Here is a 19,486-nt window from a genome sequence, read left to right as displayed (position 1 = left end):
GTATTATTTTTGCCTTGATATGGTGTGTCAGCAAGGACTGATTAATGATCAATAAATTACTATTATTAACCAAAGAAAACGACATTTATCGTCAATTATTACTGCAATCCAACTTACCGAACTTAACCATTGTCGGCGACGCTCCTGACAGTATTGCTCATGCCAACATTTGGCTTGCTGAACCCGCGCTTGCCGCTCCGTTACTTAACCATGCCACCAACTTACAGTGGATGCAGTCAACCTTTGCTGGTGTTGATAAGTTAATCGGTTCTAGGATGAGAACGGATTACCACTTAACCAATATAAAAGGGATATTCGGGCCACTAATGAGCGAATATTTATTTGGTTACCTATTGGCCCACCAGCGTGAACACCAACAATACAAATTACAGCAACGGCAAAAACAATGGCTCCCACGAAGTTACAAAACCTTACAAGGCCAAGTTTTATTAATTTTGGGAACAGGATCCATTGCCCAGCATATTGCTAAAACAGCAAGCCATTTTGGCATGACAGTCATTGGCGTTAATCAAACAGGCCACAAAACAACTGGCTTCGATAAAGTCGTCACCCTGACACATTTAGCCGAAAACCTGATGAATGCCGACGTGATTGCCAGCATTTTACCCAGCACACCACATACTCAGAATCTTTTGAACCAACAGACATTAAGTTTACTGAAACCTTCGGCTATTCTTTTTAATTTGGGGCGAGGAGATGTACTCGATTTAGCGGCTTTATCCACCCAGCTTAATGATAATCCTCAACAGCAAGCCATCCTTGATGTTTTCAACCAAGAGCCATTACCGCAAGATCACCCTATTTGGAACTGTGAAAATGTAGTGGTCACGCCCCATATTGCAGCCCCTAGTTTTCCAGAGCAAGTGGTAGAGCTTTTTTGCAAAAACTATAATTTATGGTTAAATAACAAAGGCTTAAATTGCAAGGTAGATTTTAGTAAAGGATATTAATCATTATTTACGGGTAGAGTAAACCTTATAAAAGTGATTTATGTTGTATTTTTAAACAAAAGTTATTGCCAATGATAACGGTTTTCATTTAGAATTAGATTCATGGATTAAGCAATGCTTAAACTTCAATTTAAATATGAGAGCTAGAGGCTATTATGTACGTTTGTCTTTGTCATGCGATTACCGATAAACAAATAGAAGAAGCTGTTCGCCAAGGCGATTGCTCTTTGGCTGATGTCAAAAAACGTTTAGGCGTTGCAAGTCAGTGCGGTAAATGTGCACGTATGGCGACTCAAATTATTCAAACACAGCTTGAATTTGAGCCCAACTTTTACGAAGTGGCATAAACAAAACAAGGCTGTTCTTTCTCATATTAAGGCTTGCATGATGCAAGCCTTTTTAATGGCTAGCTTATCTCAGTGACAATCTTATTGAGCTTATCAAAATAAAAACTCACGCCTTGGCGTGAGTTTTTGATCTAACACGGTTCAACATTGTGCTTTATTCTAACGGCTGATTATCCATTTCTTCCGTTGATGAATCGACAAACTCAATTTCAACACTATCTACCCGTTGTAATCCACGCGGTAACTTGGCTCCACGACGACCTCGTTCACCTCGATAATGTTCTAAATCTGTAGCTTTTAATGTCAACTTACGTTTGCCAGCCCAAAGCGTCACCGCGGCACCATTAGGCACAACATTTAAATGAATAAGTAATTCTTCGCGGTTTTTAGCTCGATCAGTCGGAATACCAATAATCTTATTGCCCTTACCTTTAGATAGCTGAGGTAAGGCGTCAATGCTAAACATTAACATCCGTCCTTCACTAGTAATGGCCAGTAAGGACTGTTCGGCACCCTTTATAATTGGTTTAGGCGTTAACACCTGTGCATTGGTGGGCAAACTTAATAATGCTTTACCTGCTTTATTTCGGCTGACCATATCACTATAAGCCCCTATAAAGCCGTATCCGGCATCACTGGCCAACAAGTAACATTGCTCATCTTCACCCATAATAACGTGCTGCATCACCTCACCTGGAGCCATATTAAACCGTGTGGTGATAGGCTCACCTTGGCTTCTGGCTGATGGTAAAGTATGGGTATCGGTAGCAAACGCCCGCCCTGACGAATCGATAAATACTGCGGCGGAATTACTCTTACCTGCGGCACTACACAAGAAACTGTCACCGGCTTTGTAATTGAGTCCCTTGGCGTCAATGTCATGCCCTTTAGCACAACGTACCCAGCCTTTTTCAGACAGTACAACGGTAACAGGTTCGGCGGGAATGAGCTCTTGTTCACTTAAAGCTTTTGATTCTTGACGCTCAATAATAGGAGAACGTCGATCATCACCATAGGCTTCACCATCTGCAATAAGCTCTTTTTTAACCAATGTACGTAGACGACGATCTGAACTTAAAATCAGTTCTAATTTGTCTCGTTCAGCCATTAAATCATTTTGCTCTGCTTTGATTTTAAATTCTTCAAGCTTGGCTAAATGACGTAACTTAAGCTCTAGAATGGCTTCTGCTTGTTTATCACTTAAATTAAATCGGCTAATCAGTTCCGCTTTAGGTTCATCATGAAAACGAATAATTTCAATCACTTCATCGATATTCAAGAACGCAATCATTAATGCATCAAGAATATGAAGTCTAGCTAGCACTTTATCTAATCTAAATTGTAAGCGACGAGTTACCGTACTAATACGGTATTCAAGCCACTCGGTTAACATGGTTCTTAAGCCTTTAACCTGTGGACGTCCGTCGAGCCCCAATACATTTAAGTTGATACGGAAGCTTTTTTCTAAATCTGTAGTGGCAAATAAATGCGCCATCAATTGTTCGCAATCGACACGGTTTGAACGCGGGACAATGACTAATCGAACCGGATTTTCATGATCAGACTCGTCACGTAAATCACTCACCATCGGCAGTTTTTTCGCCTGCATTTGTGCGGCAATTTGCTCTAGAATTTTACCGCTACCCACTTGATGCGGTAATGCAGTAATGACGATTTCATGATTATCATGGCTGTATACGGCACGCATTTTTATCGAGCCACGGCCAGTATCATAAATCTTCTCAATATCTTTACCAGAAGTAATAATTTCAGCTTCTGTTGGGTAATCAGGCCCTGGAACAAACTCCATTAAACGCGGTAAATCTGCTTTGGGATTTTCGAGTAATTCAACACAAGCAGACACAAGTTCACGCACATTATGCGGTGGAATATCAGTTGCCATACCCACAGCAATACCGGTAATACCATTCAATAAAATATGCGGTAATCTTGCCGGCAAGGTTTTGGGTTCTTTTAAGGTGCCGTCGAAGTTCACCCCCCAATCGACCGTGCCTTGTCCTAGCTCAGATAATAAAACTTCAGAGAATTTCGATAATTTTGCTTCGGTATAACGCATCGCAGCAAACGACTTAGGATCATCTGGTGCCCCCCAGTTACCTTGACCATCAACTAATGGGTAGCGATAAGAGAATGGCTGCGCCATTAAAACCATAGCCTCATAACAAGCACTATCACCGTGTGGGTGATATTTACCCAGTACGTCACCCACTGTACGAGCCGATTTTTTAGGTTTAGATTGGGCTGATAATCCCAACTCGCTCATGGCATAAATAATCCGTCGTTGAACGGGTTTTAAACCATCTCCAATATGGGGCAATGCACGATCCATGATCACGTACATTGAATAATTTAAATAAGCCTCTTCGGTAAAACGCCGTAGCGGCATTTGCTCTACACCATCTAGACTTAATTCAATCGCATCACTCATCAGTGCTTTCCTGTGTTAGTTCAGATGACTTATAAAAAAGGCGGTAAATATTGCCTTTTAAATCATCTGAAATATAAATTGCGCCGTCTGGAGCGGTAAGGAGATCAAAAGGCCTTGCGACGGGAAATTCACCGTCTAAAAAGCTCACCACCGTTTCACGTTGCAATACGTTAGTTGTTTGTTGGCTGTGATCTAATGTCAGCATCACAATTTGATAGCCCACTTTACTTGAACGGTTCCACGAACCATTTTCGGCTAAAAATAACTGTTGTTGATATCGTTCTGGGAACTGGCTACCACGATAAAAATGTAACCCTGTTGGTGCAACATGCGCTGGTAATTCATAAACTGGTGCCGTCACCTTTAAGTTTTTCGGTTTATCGTAGGCGGGTTCTTTTACATCGGTGGCATGAACATAAGGAAAACCAAAGTGAGCACCTTTAACATCAAGACGATTAATTTCATCAGCAGGAAGGTTGTCACCCATCCAGTTACGCCCTAAATCGGCAAACCACATTTTTTTTGTATGTGGAGACCAATCGAACCCCGTTGTGCGGCGAATCCCTAAAGCCACTTGTTCACTAGCACCGGTGTTAACATTCACCGCTAAAATACTGCCATAGGGCGCTTGAGCTTCACACACATTGCAAGGCATTCCTAATGCTACATATAAGCGTCCGTCAGGTCCAAAACGCATTGCTCTTGAATAGCGTTTATCCGTCTCAGGTAAGTTTGAATAAACTTCACGTGCCCTACCCGGACGTCGAAGTCGACTCTCAATATCTTCATACCGGATAATGCGGTCATCTTCAGTGACATACAGATCGCCCTGATAAAATGCTAGCGCTTCTGGGTTATCTAAGCCTCTGGCAATCACATAACGTTTATCAACTTGCCCGTCTTGATCATGATCCGCTAAAGCGTATACTGTGCCGCTTTTTTGCGAACCAACAAAAAGTGTTCCATTATCGCCTAAAGCCATCTGTTTAATATCACCCAAATCAGAGGCATATAAAGATAAGCCGAAACCTTTAGTGACGGTGATGATGATGGATTGCGCGGCAAGCGCATTCCCAGCCAACAATGTACTGGTTATAAACAACACAAAAGCCTTCATTAGCCCGTGTTTGTGATACCAAAATAACTTCAATTTGATATACCGCATGTATATATTCTATTGCCTCAAATTATTATCGGCTAGAGAAACGCGATGAATGTGTGTTGAGAAAACTATCTCAATGACATTAATCAATTTGGGCTAAATCACCCTTGGTTTCTAACCAGCTCTTTCTGTCTGATGAACGCTTTTTAGCCAGCAGCATATCCATCATGGCGTTAGTATCCTCAACATCATCAATGGTTAGTTGCACTAACCTACGGGTATTGGGATCCATGGTTGTTTCTCGTAGTTGTAAAGGGTTCATCTCACCCAGACCTTTGAAGCGGGTAACCTGTACTTTACCCTTTTTCTTTTCCGCTACAATTCTGTCTAAAATGCCGGTTTTTTCTGCTTCATCAAGTGCGTAAAAGACTTCTTTACCAATATCAATTCTAAATAATGGTGGCATGGCAATGTACACATGGCCTTTTTCAACCAGCACCTTGTAATGTTTCATAAACAGAGCACAAAGCAAGGTAGCAATATGTAAACCATCAGAGTCAGCATCGGCAAGTATGCATATCTTGCCGTAGCGAAGCTCATCAATATTGTCGTTGTCAGGATCGCACCCAATGGCCACCGAAATATCATGAACTTCTTGCGATGCCAAAACTTGAGAAGCATCGACTTCCCACGTATTTAGAATTTTTCCACGCAAGGGCATAATGGCCTGAAACTCACGATCTCGAGCTTGTTTAGCACTGCCTCCTGCCGAATCACCTTCCACTAAAAATAGCTCGCCTCGCATTGGGTCCTGCCCTGAGCAGTCAGTTAATTTACCCGGTAATGCTGGACCTGAAGTCACCTTTTTACGGGCGACTTTTTTAGCGGCTTTTAAGCGTTTTTGTGCATTGCTAATACAAAGCTCAGCTAATTGTTCTGCTAACTCAGTATTAGAGTTCAACCATAGCGAAAATGCATCGCGCACAATACCAGATACAAATGCAGAGCTTTGTCTACTTGATAGTTTTTCTTTGGTTTGTCCTGCAAACTGAGGGTCTTGCATTTTGATAGACAAAATAAATGAAGCTCTATCCCAAATATCTTCTGGCGATAGCTTAATGCCTCTTGGCACTAAATTTCTGAACTCGCAAAACTCACGCATTGACTCTAGCAAGCCTTGTCTAAAGCCATTAACATGCGTACCGCCTAATGGCGTAGGAATTAAGTTTACGTAGCTTTCTGATAAGCTTTCGCCGCCCTCTGGCAACCAAGTTATCGCCCATTCAGCCGCTTCTAATTCGCCTTTAAAACTGCCAACAAAAGGCTCTTCTGGTAATAATACTGAGTCTTTAACGGCTTCTTTTAAGTAGTCAGTTAGGCCACTTTCATAAAACCATTCATGTACTTCACCACTTTGCTTATTGGTGAATTTAATCCGAAGCCCAGGACACAAAACGGCTTTGGCTCTGAGAATATAAATAAGTTTAGTAATTGAAAAGTTAGCCGAATCAAAATAACTTGCATCAGGCCAAAAATGGACACTCGTACCCGTATTGCGACGGCCACATGTGCCGGTTACCGTAAGGTCTTCAACTTTGAAACCATTTTCAAAGGCCATTTCATAAACTTGCGCATCTCGGCGCACAGTAACCTGAACTCGCGTAGATAAGGCATTAACAACTGATATACCTACCCCGTGCAATCCGCCTGAAAACTGATAGTTTTTGTTGGAAAACTTACCGCCGGCATGCAACTTTGTTAAAATTAACTCTACGCCGGGAATACCTTCTTCAGGATGGATATCAACCGGCATCCCCCGCCCGTCATCAATGACTTCAAGCGAGTTATCAGCATGCAAAATGACATCAATTTTAGAGGCATGTCCAGCAAGAGCTTCGTCAACACTGTTATCAATAACTTCTTGACCTAAATGATTTGGACGCGTTGTATCGGTATACATGCCCGGACGGCGCTTTACCGGATCAAGTCCGTTAAGGACCTCAATTGAATCAGAAGTATATTGATTAGTCATATTCCACACATATTGTTATTCATTAAGCAAAAGGCTTAATTTTGTTTGTTAAGGCAGCTGAAGAAATCGACAAATTTTATCAAGCTGTTGCTCATATCCCACAAAACTGTGGTCGCCATTAGGTTCGATATATAATTCGCAGCAATGATACTTTTGCAAAGCCAGACGATAATCTAACACTTCATCACCAGTTTGCAACAAAACCAAGAATCTATCAGGGTGATAAATAACATGGGTATCATATTGCGCAACCGCATTACGGTCTTTGGGCAACACTTGATAATGCTCGTCTGTATAGGGATTATATTGAGGCCCAAGAAACTCTTCAAATAAATCATACGGATTAACCGCAGGATTAACCAAAACCGCTTTTCCACCATATTTTTCAGCTAAATAGCTTGAAAAGTATCCACCTAACGATGAGCCTATAAACCGCAAAGGTTGGTTATCTGCTAAGGCTTTTTCGGTAATTTGGGTTAATAACGCCATAGCTTCATCAACATCACTCGGCAGTTGAGGTTGATAAAAAGATAAATCAGGGTAATTCCGTTGAATATATTGCGCAGTTTGTACTGCTTTCTCTGAACGATTTGAGCTATTAAATCCATGTATATAAAGCAGCATATTTCCTCACGCTACGGCTAACTGTTGTTATTGACCCGTATTCACAAGTTTAAAGTGATGATAGAAATTTAGTAACCGCTTGCTTCGTTGTCTGGAGAGAAGTGTTGACCTTGCACGCGGTAAACGTCTGAACGAATGCTACCATCGCAACGCAGCTCCAGCAAACGATAACCTGGTTGAACGCCATCTAAGGCAAAATGATCGGATAAAGGCTTAAACTGAATGCAAGTTGAAGGCGTGGCCATAAACTCAACCTTGCCATGTGGACCAGCATGTTGCTTATTAACCTGCTGATGAACATGGCCCCATAATAACCCTTTAACTTGAGGATACTGGGTTACTCTTTGAATAAACTCATCACCATTGGCCATGCAATGCTGATCTAACCAACTACACTGCATTAAAATAGGGTTGTGATGCATCACCAGCAATACATGTTTATGAGGTTCAGCTTCAATTGCCGCATCAATCAGCTCAAATTGCACTTCCCCCATATAACCACCGGGCTTTCCACGCACGGTTGAATCTAACATCAATATTTGCCAATCACCGGCAATAATTCGCTGCTGGCCAAAAACATTATCACCCTGCATATGCAAAGCCATCATACGAGGATCATCATGATTACCAGGTAAATAATGACAAGGCAATTTGGCACTGGCAATTTGCTGTACAAAGTTATGATATGAGGTTGACGAATAGTCTTGGCTGATATCGCCAGAGGCAATTAATAAATCAGCTTCATCTGAAGAGGACAAAAAAGTATCGATAACGGCTTGGAGGCTTTTCGCTGTATTCACGCCTAATAACTTTGATTCAGGATCAGCAAAAAGATGCGGATCCGTTATTTGGATCAATCGCACCGATTGATTATCATCAAAATTATATTTAACAGCTGATTTCAGCACTCAAGATTCCCAAAATTAGTATTCAGATGATTTACGTAAGAGCAATACTGTGACATCCAATTTTCAGCAACTCTTGTAAAAATGCGTTCACTTGAAATTTTTCATCTGTGTGATGCATATGTGCATTGGGATAATCATATACTGGTTTGAAACTAAAAATCTGTTGGCTAGTTAACACTTCTGCTAATTGTGCGTCATGGTAAACACGAACAATCACTCTGGGAGAAGAAACAAATAAACTGTCAGGTAAACGTCTTGAAATCTCTAATAATTGAGTATATTTAGTATTTTCTAATAAGGTCACCGACAAGTGGCCAAACTTACCCTCGACATACCAAGAAGTTTGAGCGTCAAGTTCATCAGGTAGCCACTTCAAAATCAGCGCATAATTACGAGCGCACAATGCTAAAAAAGCACTCACGTTTGGCTGATATTTGTCTTTTTCTAGCTGAATATTTTGCGCCACCAATTGCTCCATTTGTCGTCAACTTATTTTTGGTATTGCTGATAATTCAACATTAACCATTGTAAACCTAATACTGTAGACGCATTATCGATTCGCCCAGACAGAACCCACTGATATGCTTGCTCTCGGCTGACAACATGAACTTGAATATCTTCATCTTCGCTTTCAAGCCCGTGCAACCCTTTCGCTTGGCTAGCATCAACCGTGGCACAATATAAATAAAAGCGTTCAGTTGTGCCGCCAGGGCTCACTAAATAACTATTAATATACTGTATTGCTGATGCCTCTAAACCCGATTCTTCAAACAATTCTCGCTGAGCGACATCTTCAGGGCTTTCACCGGGCTCAATCATACCTGCCACCAGCTCTAGAAGCCAGATTGATTTAGTGGTTGCTAATGCTGGAGCGCGTAACTGTTCAATTAATACCACTTGATCTAATTTAGGATCATAAGGCAGTACAACAACTGCATGTCCTCGCTCAAAGACTTCACGAGTAATTTCATTGCTCCAACCACCCGCAAATAGCTTATGCTTGAAACGATACTCATCTAATCGAAAAAAACCTTTATAAAGCACACGCTTTGACAACAGTTCAAAGTCTTCATCGGCATTAAATGTGGTGGTGTTGTCACTTTTGTTCATACGATACCTAAATTTTTCTAAATTCAATTGAGAAGCAGAAATGCTATTTATCAATATGTTTTTTAAGGTTATTAGCAGACTCAATGTACTATGTGCGTTGCACAAAATAAAATCTGTTACACTTCAAAGTTGACATAAATTGATAAGTTTTTATTATTCAATGGGTCAGGTAGTGGCCATTGGCGGGTAAAGTCATTACTGGAATAAATTATCGAAGTCTAATTTATTCTAGCAATGGTTTTACATAGATAAAAGTGGATCAACTTTGTGTTGCATTTTACTCAAATCATCATTGAATAAAGTATTCAGCCAAATTTTAGGTATAGAGTGCATTATAAGTCACATATTCACGAGTAAAATTAACTTTGATGAACCACTCAATACGGCTTTGCTACCTTCATGGTACTATGTGACACCATAAAAGGCCGAAGTTTAAAAAGTAAGCGATTTTTTAACAAAAATGTTATTTAAGCTTAGGTTTAACTTGTAAATCATTATATCTTTAACATTAATATATTAGGCATTGTCTAGAAAGGGCAGAAAATGAAATTCAAATTAGGTTCTCTTTATGCTGCATTATCATTTGCAGTGATTGCACCGACAGTTCAAGCTGATGATTTATTACAAATTTATCAACAAGCATTAACGAATGATCCCATCGTTCTTCAAGCCCAAGCTCAACGTAATGCGTTATATGAAAGTATTGAGGAAAACCGTGCGCCATTACTACCTACTATTAGTGGTAGCATTGGATACTCTAAAGCATGGAATGACTATGAAGGCCAACCCAAAGAAGAGCCTTCAGGGTTTTCGGGCGCGATCAAACTTAACCAAGTTATATATGACCACAGTGCATGGGTTGGTTTAGACCTAGCTGAAATGGCCGCATCACAAGCCGACGCAGCCTACGCTTCTGCATTACAATCTCTTATTATCCGTGTCACTAATGCTTATTTTGATGTATTAACGGCTAAAGATAATTATGAATTCCAAGGCGCTGAAAAAGCCGCTATTGAGCGCCAACTAGAGCAGACTAAACAACGTTTTGCTGTTGGGTTAACTGCGATTACAGACGTTCATGAAGCACAGGCTCAGTATGACTTAGCCTCTGCACAAGAGATTCTGGCTGAAAATACTTTAGATAACAGTTATGAAGCATTACGCGAAATTACAGGTATTGATCATAAGTCATTAAATATTCTTGATACTGACCGTTTCTCAGCAGGTACACCTTCACCAGCATCGTCAGTTGATTGGTTAAAAATGGCTGAAGTCAGCAGCTTAGATTTGTTAACTCAACGTATTGGTAAAGACATTGCCAATGAAACCATCAAGCTTTATAAAGCTGGCCATATGCCTTCGTTAAACTTAAATGCGGGTTATACCAAAGGGTTTGAGCAACAACAAACGCCAAATTTTGACAACGCCAACATTGGTGTGACTTTGAATGTGCCTATTTTTGAAGGCTTTAAGGTGTCATCACAAGTTAAACAAGCACAATACCAATATGTTGAAGCAAGTGAAAAGCTTGAACAAACACACCGTGGTGTCGTGAAAAACGTGCGTAACAACTACAACAATGTCATTGCTTCTATCAGTTCTATTAAAGCCTACGAGCAATCAGTTATTTCATCTGAAAGTGCTTTAAAAGCAACACAAGCTGGTTTTGAAGTCGGTACTCGTACTATTGTTGACGTGTTAAACCGTACACGTGATTTATACGATTCAAAGCGTCAACTTTCAGATGCCCGCTATGGTTACATCAACTCAATTGTGGCACTAAAACAAGCCGCAGGCACATTAAACGAAGATGATGTTATTGCTATCAACAATGGATTAAAGGCACAAACGCAACAGCCTTAATCATTATTGATAGATGAAAAACGGCCTAAATTGGCCGTTTTTTTATGCCTCAAATATCTGCTTGAGCAGCAGACTATTTTTTAACTAAAGCCCTAGACTGTAAAGCAAATACCGACACGATAATAAACACAATGCCGCTAATGGATAAACCATCTAAATTATCTGCACTAAAAACATCCGGCCACCAAGCAAAATGAACCACTATTGCGGTTGCCGTAAAACTAAGTACAGGTGTTAACGCCAACATGGCACTCACTTGCGCAGTGGGCCAATAACTCATTGCTTGTCCAAAACAGCCATAAGCAATTAGGGTATTCGCGCCGCAAAAAATCACCACAAGCCAATCTATTTCACTCATTTGAGTAAACGTATCAAACTCACTAAAAGGTGCCATGGCAAAAATGCCAAAAGCATAAATAAATAGCAGCACATTGCTGGGCGATAATTTGAGTCCAAATGACTTTTGAATCAGCGCATAACTGGTCCAAGACAACACAGAAAACTGAATCACCATCACCCCAATAGCAATCTGACTATTATCGTCGGTAGTTAAAGTCAGGTGCGGATGAAAAAATAACAACATGCCAATCGCCAGCGTAGCAAAGCAACTTAGCTGAAAAGCATTCAGTTTTTCTTTAAAAAACAATACCCCACCAAAGGCTAAAAAGAATGGCGCGGTTTGAAAGTTTAATTGAGCTGTACCCGGTGCTAAATAATCTAACGAATACACAAACGACACATAATTTAGTATCAATAATATTCCGGCCAGCATCAGCTTTAGCCAATCGGATAATCTTAAGTGAGAAAATTGCTTTAAGTGACCAAAACGCCATTGCAGTAATAAAGTCACGGCAAAAGCCATAAAAAACCGAAACCATGTTAGCGTTACAGGGTCAATAAATTGCCCTGAAAGCTTCAGTGCAATAGGTAAAATACCCCAGAAGAACACCGCCACAGAGACGAAAATCAGCCCAAGTTTAAAATCACTGCCCGATATAGTCATGGTTAAGATAAAGTCCATCCAATAAAAACTGGCATACTGCCTGATAGCAATAAAACTGTCAGCTAAATATTGCCTAAACCAAGCAATTAAATTTTGATTGTTCTGTTATACAAAAAGCCTATTTCAACCTAGCGTTTTTACGTGGCAAATCTGATTAATACGGGTAAAATACCCGCCATAAAAACTCGCCCTATACCTTTCTATAAGAGGATTACTCGTCATGAGTCTTGCCGATTCAGTTTTAGCCATTAATAATGACTTACCCATTCGAACAGATAAACCTGTACACAGTGGTAAAGTTCGCAGCGTGTACTGGTTAACAGACACTGACAGTCGTCGCCTCATTCAAGAAAAAGGGTATAACGTTCCAGAAAATACGCCATTGGCCATCATGGTGATCAGTGACCGCATATCAGCTTTCGATTGTATCTTTCACGGTGAGGATAATTTACAAGGCATTCCAGGAAAAGGCGCAGCACTTAACGCCATTTCAAACAATTGGTTTAACCTATTTGCTGAAAACGGCCTAGCCGACAGCCACATTTTAGATATTCCACATCCTTTTGTGTGGATTGTACAAAAAGCCAGACCGATCAAAGTTGAAGCTATTTGTCGTCAATATATTACTGGCTCAATGTGGCGTGCTTATGCCAAGGGCGAACGAGAGTTTTGTGGCATTACCCTGCCAGAAGGACTCACTAAAGATCAAAAACTACCTGAGCTATTAATTACTCCATCAACAAAAGGTATTCTAACCGGCATTCCCGGTGTGCCAGAACAAGATGATGTCAATATTAGCCGCAGTGATATTGAAGCGAACTACGCTGCATTCGGTTTTGAAAAACCTACAGATATTGATCTATATGAAAAGCTATTAAAAGAAGGCTTTAATGTTATTGCAACCGCCCTTGAAAAATTAGATCAAATCTTTGTAGATACTAAATTCGAGTTTGGTTATGTCACTGACAAAGATGGTCATTCTAAACTCATTTATATGGACGAAGTGGGCACCCCTGACTCATCAAGAATTTGGGACGGTGAAGCCTATCGCGCTGGTAAGATTGTTGAAAACTCTAAAGAAGGTTTCCGTCAATTCCTATTAAATCATTTTGATGATGCCGATATTTTATTAAATAAAGATCGTATGCCAGAACGTGAAGCCTTAGCACGTGATAACAACTTACCTTTAACGGCAATGATGGCTGTATCTGATACATACACCGGCATAGCTGAAAAAGTCACCGGAAAAAAAATCACCCTTTCTGCTAACCCTAAAGCAGATATCATTGATGTATTACGCACTCAATATGGCTTAATTGATTAGCATTAACAGGGGAGGGCTAACCTAGAAATAGCTAGCGTTGACAGCTCAATACCCAACATTGAACACCGGCAGCATTCAAGCCGGTGTTTTTTTATGTCTCGTTTCCTCTACTTCCCTCGCTAAAGTTCTAATAACACTTATCACTAAACCGATTTAAATAAGCCGGTTTTCCATTAACCCTTACGTCATTCTTTACAAAACCCACAAATGTAAATAGTAATGATTATCATTTAAGTTAATAAGTGGTTCTTGTATAATTTTTCACACATAAAACTTACAACCATTACAAATTCTATCAACCTAACTTCCAAGTGGTTACAATCTAAGATGAAAAATATGAAATTCAGTCCGGTATATTTATCTCTACTTTGCGTATTCAGTACGTTAGCCAACGCTAACGACAACACTCAAGTATTAGAACCTCAAGACGCTTCACCAAGTGCACAGGAAAGTGCCAGTCAACAACCACAGGAAGTTATAGAAGTAAAAGGTCGTTATATTCAGGGTTACAATGCCCATTCAGCAAGTGGAGCATCACGATTAGACTTAGCGATTAGTGACATTCCGCAATCAGTATCTGTCATTACCGGAGCACAAATACGTGACTTTCAATTAAATGATATTAACTCAGCCTTAGATACCGCTACAGGTATTAACGTAGAAAGAATTGAAACCGACCGCACCTACTACACCGCACGTGGTTTTGATGTAACCAACTTTCAAATTGACGGTGTCGGCCTACCGCTTACCTCTGGCAACAATCATGCAGATGAAGATACCGCTATTTATGATCGTGTAGAGGTTATCCGTGGCGCCAACGGTTTAATGACAGGTGTGGGTAACCCTTCTGCTACCGTTAACTTTATCCGTAAACGCCCAACGGCAGACAACCAACTTAATTTATCTGCAAGTTACGGTAGCTGGGACAACTTGCGCCTTGAAGCCGATGCAAGTGGTAACTTAAATGACACTTTTTCCGCTAGAGTGGTTGCAGTAAAACAAACCAAAGACTCATATTTAGACCGCTACCATACTGATAAAACGGTGCTGTATGCCTTTATTGAAGCAAAGATTAGTGATGACACCAATCTATCATTAAGCCACAGTTATATTGACAATGATGCCAATGGGAACAACTGGGGCGCACTCCCTTTATTTTATACCGATGGCAGTGCCACTAATTATGATCGTTCAACCAACACCTCTGCTGACTGGTCAAATTGGCAAGTAGAAAAGCAAAACACCGTAGTTGAGCTTAGCCATTATTTTTCTGATAACTGGCGATTACGTGCAACCTACTCATATAAAACAACAGACGAAGACACTGAGCTGTTTTATGTATATGGAACCCCAGACAAAAATACAGAACTAGGTTTAACCGGTTATGGCAGTGAGTACGACCTAGACGATAAACACAACTTAGCCGATTTATATATTGACGGCGACTTCAGCTTATTTGGCCGCGAACATCAGCTTGTGTTTGGTGTCAATTATGCAAAATTAGATTACACCGACAGTTCACTTTACGACTACACCACAGGCAATGGTTTTCCAGCAATGCCTGACTTAAATACTTGGGACGGTAATACCCCTAAACCCACTTTTGCAGATGGCTTACGCGGCAGCGATGTTAGCGCAACTCAAAAAGCCGCTTACTTTACCGGCAGGTTCAATCTACTTGAAGACTTCCACTTAATTGCTGGCGGGCGATACAACGACTGGAAAGCAGAAGGCGAATCATATGGCAATATTCAAGATGTTGAAGATGCGCAATTTATTCCTTATTTAGGCTTAACTTATCGCTTTATTCCAGAGCTGTTAGCCTATGCAAGCTACACCGAAACATTTACGGCACAACGTGAGCTAGACATTAACGACAACACCCTAGCCCCCGTTACAGGTGAAAGCCAAGAAATTGGTTTAAAAAGCGAATTGTTTAATGGCAACCTCATTACCACATTAGCCTACTTCGATATCCAACAAACTAACTTAGCCACACTTGACCCACGCACTATTGACCTCCCCCCAACAGAGCAACGCTACATTGGTGCCGATGGCATTAGTAGTAGTGGTTTTGAGATTGATATTGCCGGAGAAATCTACCCTGGTTTGAATGCCAGCATTGGCTATACCGACTTTGACATTAAAGGTGATGACAACGTTGCAGCTTATACACCAAGCAAAATGTTTAAGTTAGCAGCAACCTATGATGTTGCATTTATAGACGGTTTTTCATTGGGCTTAAACATGCGCTGGCAAGATGACATCTATCGTTCACAAGGTGTAGTGGGAGATGGATTTGACAATGCCGGTGAAGAAATTATTACTGAGCAAAAGGCATACGCCATTGTGGACTTAATGGCTAAGTATGACATTACCGACAACTTAAACATTGCCGTTAATGCCAATAACGTTACCGATGAAAAATACCTCACCAGTCTTTATTGGGCTCAGGGGTTCTATGGCGCCCCCGCTAACTATAGTGCAACTATCAGTTGGAAACTGTAACGGGTAATAGTCCATTTACCCATAAAAAGGCACTGTTTAGATTTTCTGAACAGTGCCAAAACATATTAACCAAACGCGATGTATTGAAGGACAACATGAGAAAGACCCTTTTTAAATGGCACTCATATGGTGCATTAGTCGCCATGCTACCTATTCTGATCATGTCTATAACGGGCAGTATATTGGTTTTTAAAGTAGAGATAGACACCTTACTTCGCCCCGCTCATATGTCTGTCAATGAGTCAGAATCGAGCAATAGGCAGTCTTTAGATACACTAATGACCTCAGTACTTGGCAATAATCCAGACTATGAACTAGGTGGTTGGGAATTATTTGATGATAAATCTCGTTCTGATGCCGCATACCTCATCAAGCGAGGCACAGAAGACTGGTATAAGGTCTACGTGAACCAATACCAAAACAAACTACTGTCGACACCTCAACCGATGGATCACTATATAACCGACTGGTTATTAGAGCTGCACTATTCATTTTTACTGCACGTAAAAGGGGCTTCTGTCGCCTTTGTTATGGCACTCATCATGCTATTTTTAGGTATTAGCGGCATCATCATTTATCGCCGGTTTTGGGCCAAGCTGTTTACCCTGCGTCTTAATGCGGTAAAACGCATTCTATACAGCGACATTCACAAAATGATTGGTATTATCAGCTCGCCTGTATTAATTATTCTGGCCTTTACCGGCGCTTATTGGAATATTAGCGGTATCATTCATGAAGTCACAGAACACGGAGACGGTAAACACGTTTATATAACCGCACCATTGCACAGCCCAGATATTTCATTTGAAGCCCTCAGACTACAGTCAACAACTGAAATCACCTCTTTTGAAGCGGGTTATTTAGCGATGCCACACGAACCAGATAGAGATATTACCTTCTACGGCGCAGTTGATACTCCTAACCCTCTCAATAGCGAATACAGCAGTGTTGTGAGTTTTGATAAATCAACTGGCGAATTATTATCTAAACAAGATATTCGAGAGGCGGGGCTGCTCATGGTATTTCTTGATAGTTTCCGCAAACTTCACTTTGGCTATTTTGGCGGCTTATTCACGCGTATTATTTGGTGCATTCTAGGCTTAATGCCTGTCTTCCTTGCATTTACTGGCCTGTATTTGTACTTGCAACGCCGTAAAACACAACAACAAGCAAGACAAAGGCGCCAAAGCTTAAGTCAAGTGACTCTGTAACAAGTTAAAGAATATTTCCCTGCAACAAAATCAATAACTTGCAGGGAAATATTCTCTTATAAATTCTTCCCTTGCGCATAGCTGTATTCCCTTAAATACTTCTGTATAATTTTGCCTCCTAAACTTGACCATTATTTATTCATTTCGACTTGTGAATTATAAAGAGGCAACATGACAGTTAACCACTATGACCCCAAACAAACCACCACTCTTGATACCCCCAAAAAGGTCATAGCAGAGCAAGCCATTAACACTAATGAACAACCTATTGCCACTAGCGCAGCTAAAATAGGTTTTGTGAGCCTTGGCTGCCCCAAAAATCTCGTTGACTCTGAACGTATTCTGACCCAATTGCGCACCGAAGGTTATGACGTTGTCTCTACCTATGAAGATGCAGATATGGTTATTGTGAATACTTGCGGCTTTATTGATGCAGCGGTTCAAGAATCACTCGACACCATTGGCGAAGCGTTAGCCGCTAACGGCAAAGTATTAGTTACCGGATGTTTAGGGGCGAAAAAAGATGAAATTATTGAGTTACATCCTAACGTTTTAGGCGTAACAGGGCCTCACGCATATGACGAGGTCCTAAAACAAGTTCACCAACATATTGAAAAGCCACAACACAATCCTTTAATCGATTTAGTGCCTGATCACGGAGTTAAACTCACTCCTAAACATTATGCCTATTTGAAAATATCTGAAGGTTGTAATCACCGCTGTACTTTCTGCATTATTCCATCAATGCGAGGTGATTTAGACTCTCGCCCCATTGGTGATGTATTAGGCGAGGCACAACGTTTGGCTAATGCTGGGGTTAAAGAGCTGCTTGTTATTTCACAAGACACGTCGGCATATGGCGTTGATGTAAAGCATAAAACAGCATTTTGGGATGGCATGCCAGTAAAAACCCATATGCAGCAATTATGTGAACAATTAGCCAAACAAGGTATTTGGGTGCGCTTACATTATGTTTACCCCTACCCTCATGTTGACGATATTATTCCGCTTATGGCAGAAGGCAAAATACTGCCTTATTTAGATATTCCATTTCAGCATGCCAATAAACGCATTCTCAAGCTCATGAAACGCCCAGGTAGTGCCGACAGAGTATTAGAGCGAATTAGTAAATGGCGTGAAATTTGTCCAGAATTAGTAATTCGCTCAACCTTTATTGTTGGCTTTCCTGGTGAGACTGAAGAAGAGTTTCAAGAGTTACTCGACTTTTTACAGCAAGCACAATTAGATAGAGTTGGCTGCTTTAAGTACTCGCCAGTAGAAGGTGCTAAAGCAAACGAACTACCAGACCATGTTCCAGAAGACGTTATGGAAGATAGATTACAGCGTTTTATGGCTGTTCAAGCCAAAATTAGTGCCGAAAAGCTGCAAGCACGTATTGGACAGGAATACCTAGTCTTAATTGACGAAGTTAACACTGAAGGCGCTGTAGGGCGCTCATATATGGATGCACCTGAAGTGGATGGTAAGGTGTACTTAACAGATGAGTTTGATGTGAAGCCAGGAGATCAAATTTGGGTACAAATCATTCATGCTGACGAACATGATGTATGGGGTGTGCGCGTAGAAGATTAGTGTTGAGCGAGTTAACTATAAATTAACCATAAAATGCCAGCTTTATGCTGGTATTTTTATAGCTAAAAATAGCCAACTGAATATTCTAATAAAGTAAGAAATACACAAACAAAAACGCCACTCAAATAGAGTGGCGTTTTTGCTTTATGTGGTCGGTGATAGAGGATTCGAACCTCTGACCCTCTGCTCCCAAAGCAGATGCGCTACCGGGCTGCGCTAATCACCGAAGAATATATTTGTCTAGTTCCAAAAAAACTAAACTCGCTATATTAAGCGAGAAATTGGTCGGTGATAGAGGATTCGAACCTCTGACCCTCTGCTCCCAAAGCAGATGCGCTACCGGGCTGCGCTAATCACCGAAAATCTGTCCTAGTATTTTGAGCTTATTGATACGAGGGTTAACCCTCTGCTCCACTCTTTCAAAGAGCCGTGATGCGCTAC

The 19,486-nt window shown here is 40.8% G+C and carries 15 protein-coding genes and 2 tRNA genes; 7 read left to right on the top strand and 10 right to left on the bottom strand.

The features are described from left to right. The first annotated feature begins 44 nt into the window (after positions 1-44). The gene (locus tag L2672_RS15450; protein ID WP_248996741.1) at positions 45-971 is read left to right on the top strand and encodes a D-2-hydroxyacid dehydrogenase; all 927 of its coding nucleotides are present in this window, start codon (positions 45-47) and stop codon (positions 969-971) included. Positions 972-1,126: 155 nt separating this feature from the next. After that, the gene (locus L2672_RS15445; protein ID WP_248996740.1) at positions 1,127-1,318 is read left to right on the top strand and encodes a bacterioferritin-associated ferredoxin; all 192 of its coding nucleotides are present in this window, start codon (positions 1,127-1,129) and stop codon (positions 1,316-1,318) included. 154 nt (positions 1,319-1,472) lie between these two features. Here the strand turns inward: L2672_RS15445 and parC are convergent, their stop codons facing one another. The 7 genes from parC to nudF all read right to left on the bottom strand — a co-directional run bounded on the left by parC (position 1,473) and on the right by nudF (position 9,543). Next, the gene (parC, locus tag L2672_RS15440) at positions 1,473-3,767 is read right to left on the bottom strand and encodes a DNA topoisomerase IV subunit A (RefSeq protein ID WP_248996739.1); all 2,295 of its coding nucleotides are present in this window, start codon (positions 3,765-3,767) and stop codon (positions 1,473-1,475) included. Then, positions 3,760-4,932, bottom strand: coding sequence for a PQQ-dependent sugar dehydrogenase (locus L2672_RS15435; protein WP_420833205.1), 1,173 nt, complete (start codon positions 4,930-4,932; stop codon positions 3,760-3,762). The genes parC and L2672_RS15435 overlap by 8 nt, the downstream gene beginning before the upstream one ends. 79 nt (positions 4,933-5,011) lie before the next feature. After that, positions 5,012-6,901 carry a DNA topoisomerase IV subunit B gene (parE, locus tag L2672_RS15430; RefSeq protein WP_248996738.1) on the bottom strand — a complete coding sequence of 630 codons (1,890 nt, stop codon included), beginning with the start codon at positions 6,899-6,901 and terminating at the stop codon, positions 5,012-5,014. Positions 6,902-6,949: 48 nt separating this feature from the next. Continuing rightward, the gene (locus tag L2672_RS15425) at positions 6,950-7,525 is read right to left on the bottom strand and encodes a YqiA/YcfP family alpha/beta fold hydrolase (protein WP_248996737.1); all 576 of its coding nucleotides are present in this window, start codon (positions 7,523-7,525) and stop codon (positions 6,950-6,952) included. 68 nt (positions 7,526-7,593) lie between these two features. Then, a complete protein-coding gene (cpdA, locus tag L2672_RS15420; protein WP_248996736.1) occupies positions 7,594-8,433 on the bottom strand; it encodes a 3',5'-cyclic-AMP phosphodiesterase in 840 nt (279 codons plus the stop codon). Between the two features lie 31 nt (positions 8,434-8,464). Continuing rightward, on the bottom strand, positions 8,465-8,911 hold the full coding sequence (locus L2672_RS15415; protein ID WP_248996735.1) for a DUF1249 domain-containing protein: 447 nt from the start codon (positions 8,909-8,911) through the stop codon (positions 8,465-8,467). A gap of 11 nt (positions 8,912-8,922) precedes the next feature. Further along, on the bottom strand, positions 8,923-9,543 hold the full coding sequence (gene nudF / locus L2672_RS15410) for an ADP-ribose diphosphatase (RefSeq protein WP_248996734.1): 621 nt from the start codon (positions 9,541-9,543) through the stop codon (positions 8,923-8,925). A 543-nt stretch (positions 9,544-10,086) separates the two neighbouring features. Here nudF and tolC point away from each other — a divergent pair. Beyond that, a complete protein-coding gene (gene tolC / locus L2672_RS15405; protein ID WP_248996733.1) occupies positions 10,087-11,406 on the top strand; it encodes an outer membrane channel protein TolC in 1,320 nt (439 codons plus the stop codon). A gap of 73 nt (positions 11,407-11,479) precedes the next feature. On the opposite strand, the gene L2672_RS15400 is transcribed toward tolC, so the two are convergent. Beyond that, positions 11,480-12,409, bottom strand: a complete 930-nt coding sequence (locus tag L2672_RS15400; protein ID WP_248996732.1) for a DMT family transporter — start codon at positions 12,407-12,409, stop codon at positions 11,480-11,482. Positions 12,410-12,629: 220 nt separating this feature from the next. Here L2672_RS15400 and L2672_RS15395 point away from each other — a divergent pair, with 220 nt between their 5' ends. From L2672_RS15395 to rimO, 4 genes are all read left to right on the top strand, one after another. After that, positions 12,630-13,733 carry a phosphoribosylaminoimidazolesuccinocarboxamide synthase gene (locus L2672_RS15395; RefSeq protein ID WP_248996731.1) on the top strand — a complete coding sequence of 368 codons (1,104 nt, stop codon included), beginning with the start codon at positions 12,630-12,632 and terminating at the stop codon, positions 13,731-13,733. A gap of 336 nt (positions 13,734-14,069) precedes the next feature. Continuing rightward, positions 14,070-16,241 (top strand): TonB-dependent siderophore receptor, encoded by a 2,172-nt coding sequence (locus L2672_RS15390; RefSeq protein WP_248996730.1) that lies wholly within the window; start codon positions 14,070-14,072, stop codon positions 16,239-16,241. Positions 16,242-16,336: 95 nt separating this feature from the next. Next, positions 16,337-17,452, top strand: coding sequence for a PepSY-associated TM helix domain-containing protein (locus tag L2672_RS15385; RefSeq protein WP_248996729.1), 1,116 nt, complete (start codon positions 16,337-16,339; stop codon positions 17,450-17,452). Positions 17,453-17,623: 171 nt separating this feature from the next. Then, complete coding sequence (gene rimO / locus L2672_RS15380) at positions 17,624-19,045, top strand: 30S ribosomal protein S12 methylthiotransferase RimO (protein ID WP_248996728.1); 1,422 nt, start codon at positions 17,624-17,626, stop codon at positions 19,043-19,045. A 149-nt stretch (positions 19,046-19,194) separates the two neighbouring features. Here the strand turns inward: rimO and L2672_RS15375 are convergent. Both L2672_RS15375 and L2672_RS15370 read right to left on the bottom strand, forming a co-directional pair. After that, positions 19,195-19,271 (bottom strand) — tRNA-Pro (locus L2672_RS15375). Between the two features lie 56 nt (positions 19,272-19,327). After that, a tRNA-Pro gene (locus L2672_RS15370) sits at positions 19,328-19,404 on the bottom strand. Positions 19,405-19,486 lie beyond the last annotated feature (82 nt).

The organism is Shewanella gaetbuli (assembly GCF_023284065.1).
GTDB lineage: Bacteria > Pseudomonadota > Gammaproteobacteria > Enterobacterales > Shewanellaceae > Shewanella > Shewanella gaetbuli.
This window is presented reverse-complemented; position numbering and strand designations above follow the sequence as displayed.

Bases quoted from the DNA above. Each gene is read 5' to 3' on its own strand.
- L2672_RS15415 (WP_248996735.1), bottom strand. From the start codon at position 8,911: ATGGAGCAATTGGTGGCGCAAAATATTCAGCTAGAAAAAGACAAATAT.
- L2672_RS15390 (WP_248996730.1), top strand. From the start codon at position 14,070: ATGAAATTCAGTCCGGTATATTTATCTCTACTTTGCGTATTCAGTACG.
- tolC (WP_248996733.1), top strand. From the start codon at position 10,087: ATGAAATTCAAATTAGGTTCTCTTTATGCTGCATTATCATTTGCAGTG.
- L2672_RS15425 (WP_248996737.1), bottom strand. From the start codon at position 7,525: ATGCTGCTTTATATACATGGATTTAATAGCTCAAATCGTTCAGAGAAA.
- parE (WP_248996738.1), bottom strand. From the start codon at position 6,901: ATGACTAATCAATATACTTCTGATTCAATTGAGGTCCTTAACGGACTT.
- L2672_RS15445 (WP_248996740.1), top strand. From the start codon at position 1,127: ATGTACGTTTGTCTTTGTCATGCGATTACCGATAAACAAATAGAAGAA.
- L2672_RS15450 (WP_248996741.1), top strand. From the start codon at position 45: ATGATCAATAAATTACTATTATTAACCAAAGAAAACGACATTTATCGT.
- L2672_RS15435 (WP_420833205.1), bottom strand. From the start codon at position 4,932: ATGCGGTATATCAAATTGAAGTTATTTTGGTATCACAAACACGGGCTA.
- rimO (WP_248996728.1), top strand. From the start codon at position 17,624: ATGACAGTTAACCACTATGACCCCAAACAAACCACCACTCTTGATACC.
- parC (WP_248996739.1), bottom strand. From the start codon at position 3,767: ATGAGTGATGCGATTGAATTAAGTCTAGATGGTGTAGAGCAAATGCCG.
- L2672_RS15395 (WP_248996731.1), top strand. From the start codon at position 12,630: ATGAGTCTTGCCGATTCAGTTTTAGCCATTAATAATGACTTACCCATT.
- nudF (WP_248996734.1), bottom strand. From the start codon at position 9,543: ATGAACAAAAGTGACAACACCACCACATTTAATGCCGATGAAGACTTT.
- L2672_RS15400 (WP_248996732.1), bottom strand. From the start codon at position 12,409: ATGACTATATCGGGCAGTGATTTTAAACTTGGGCTGATTTTCGTCTCT.
- L2672_RS15385 (WP_248996729.1), top strand. From the start codon at position 16,337: ATGAGAAAGACCCTTTTTAAATGGCACTCATATGGTGCATTAGTCGCC.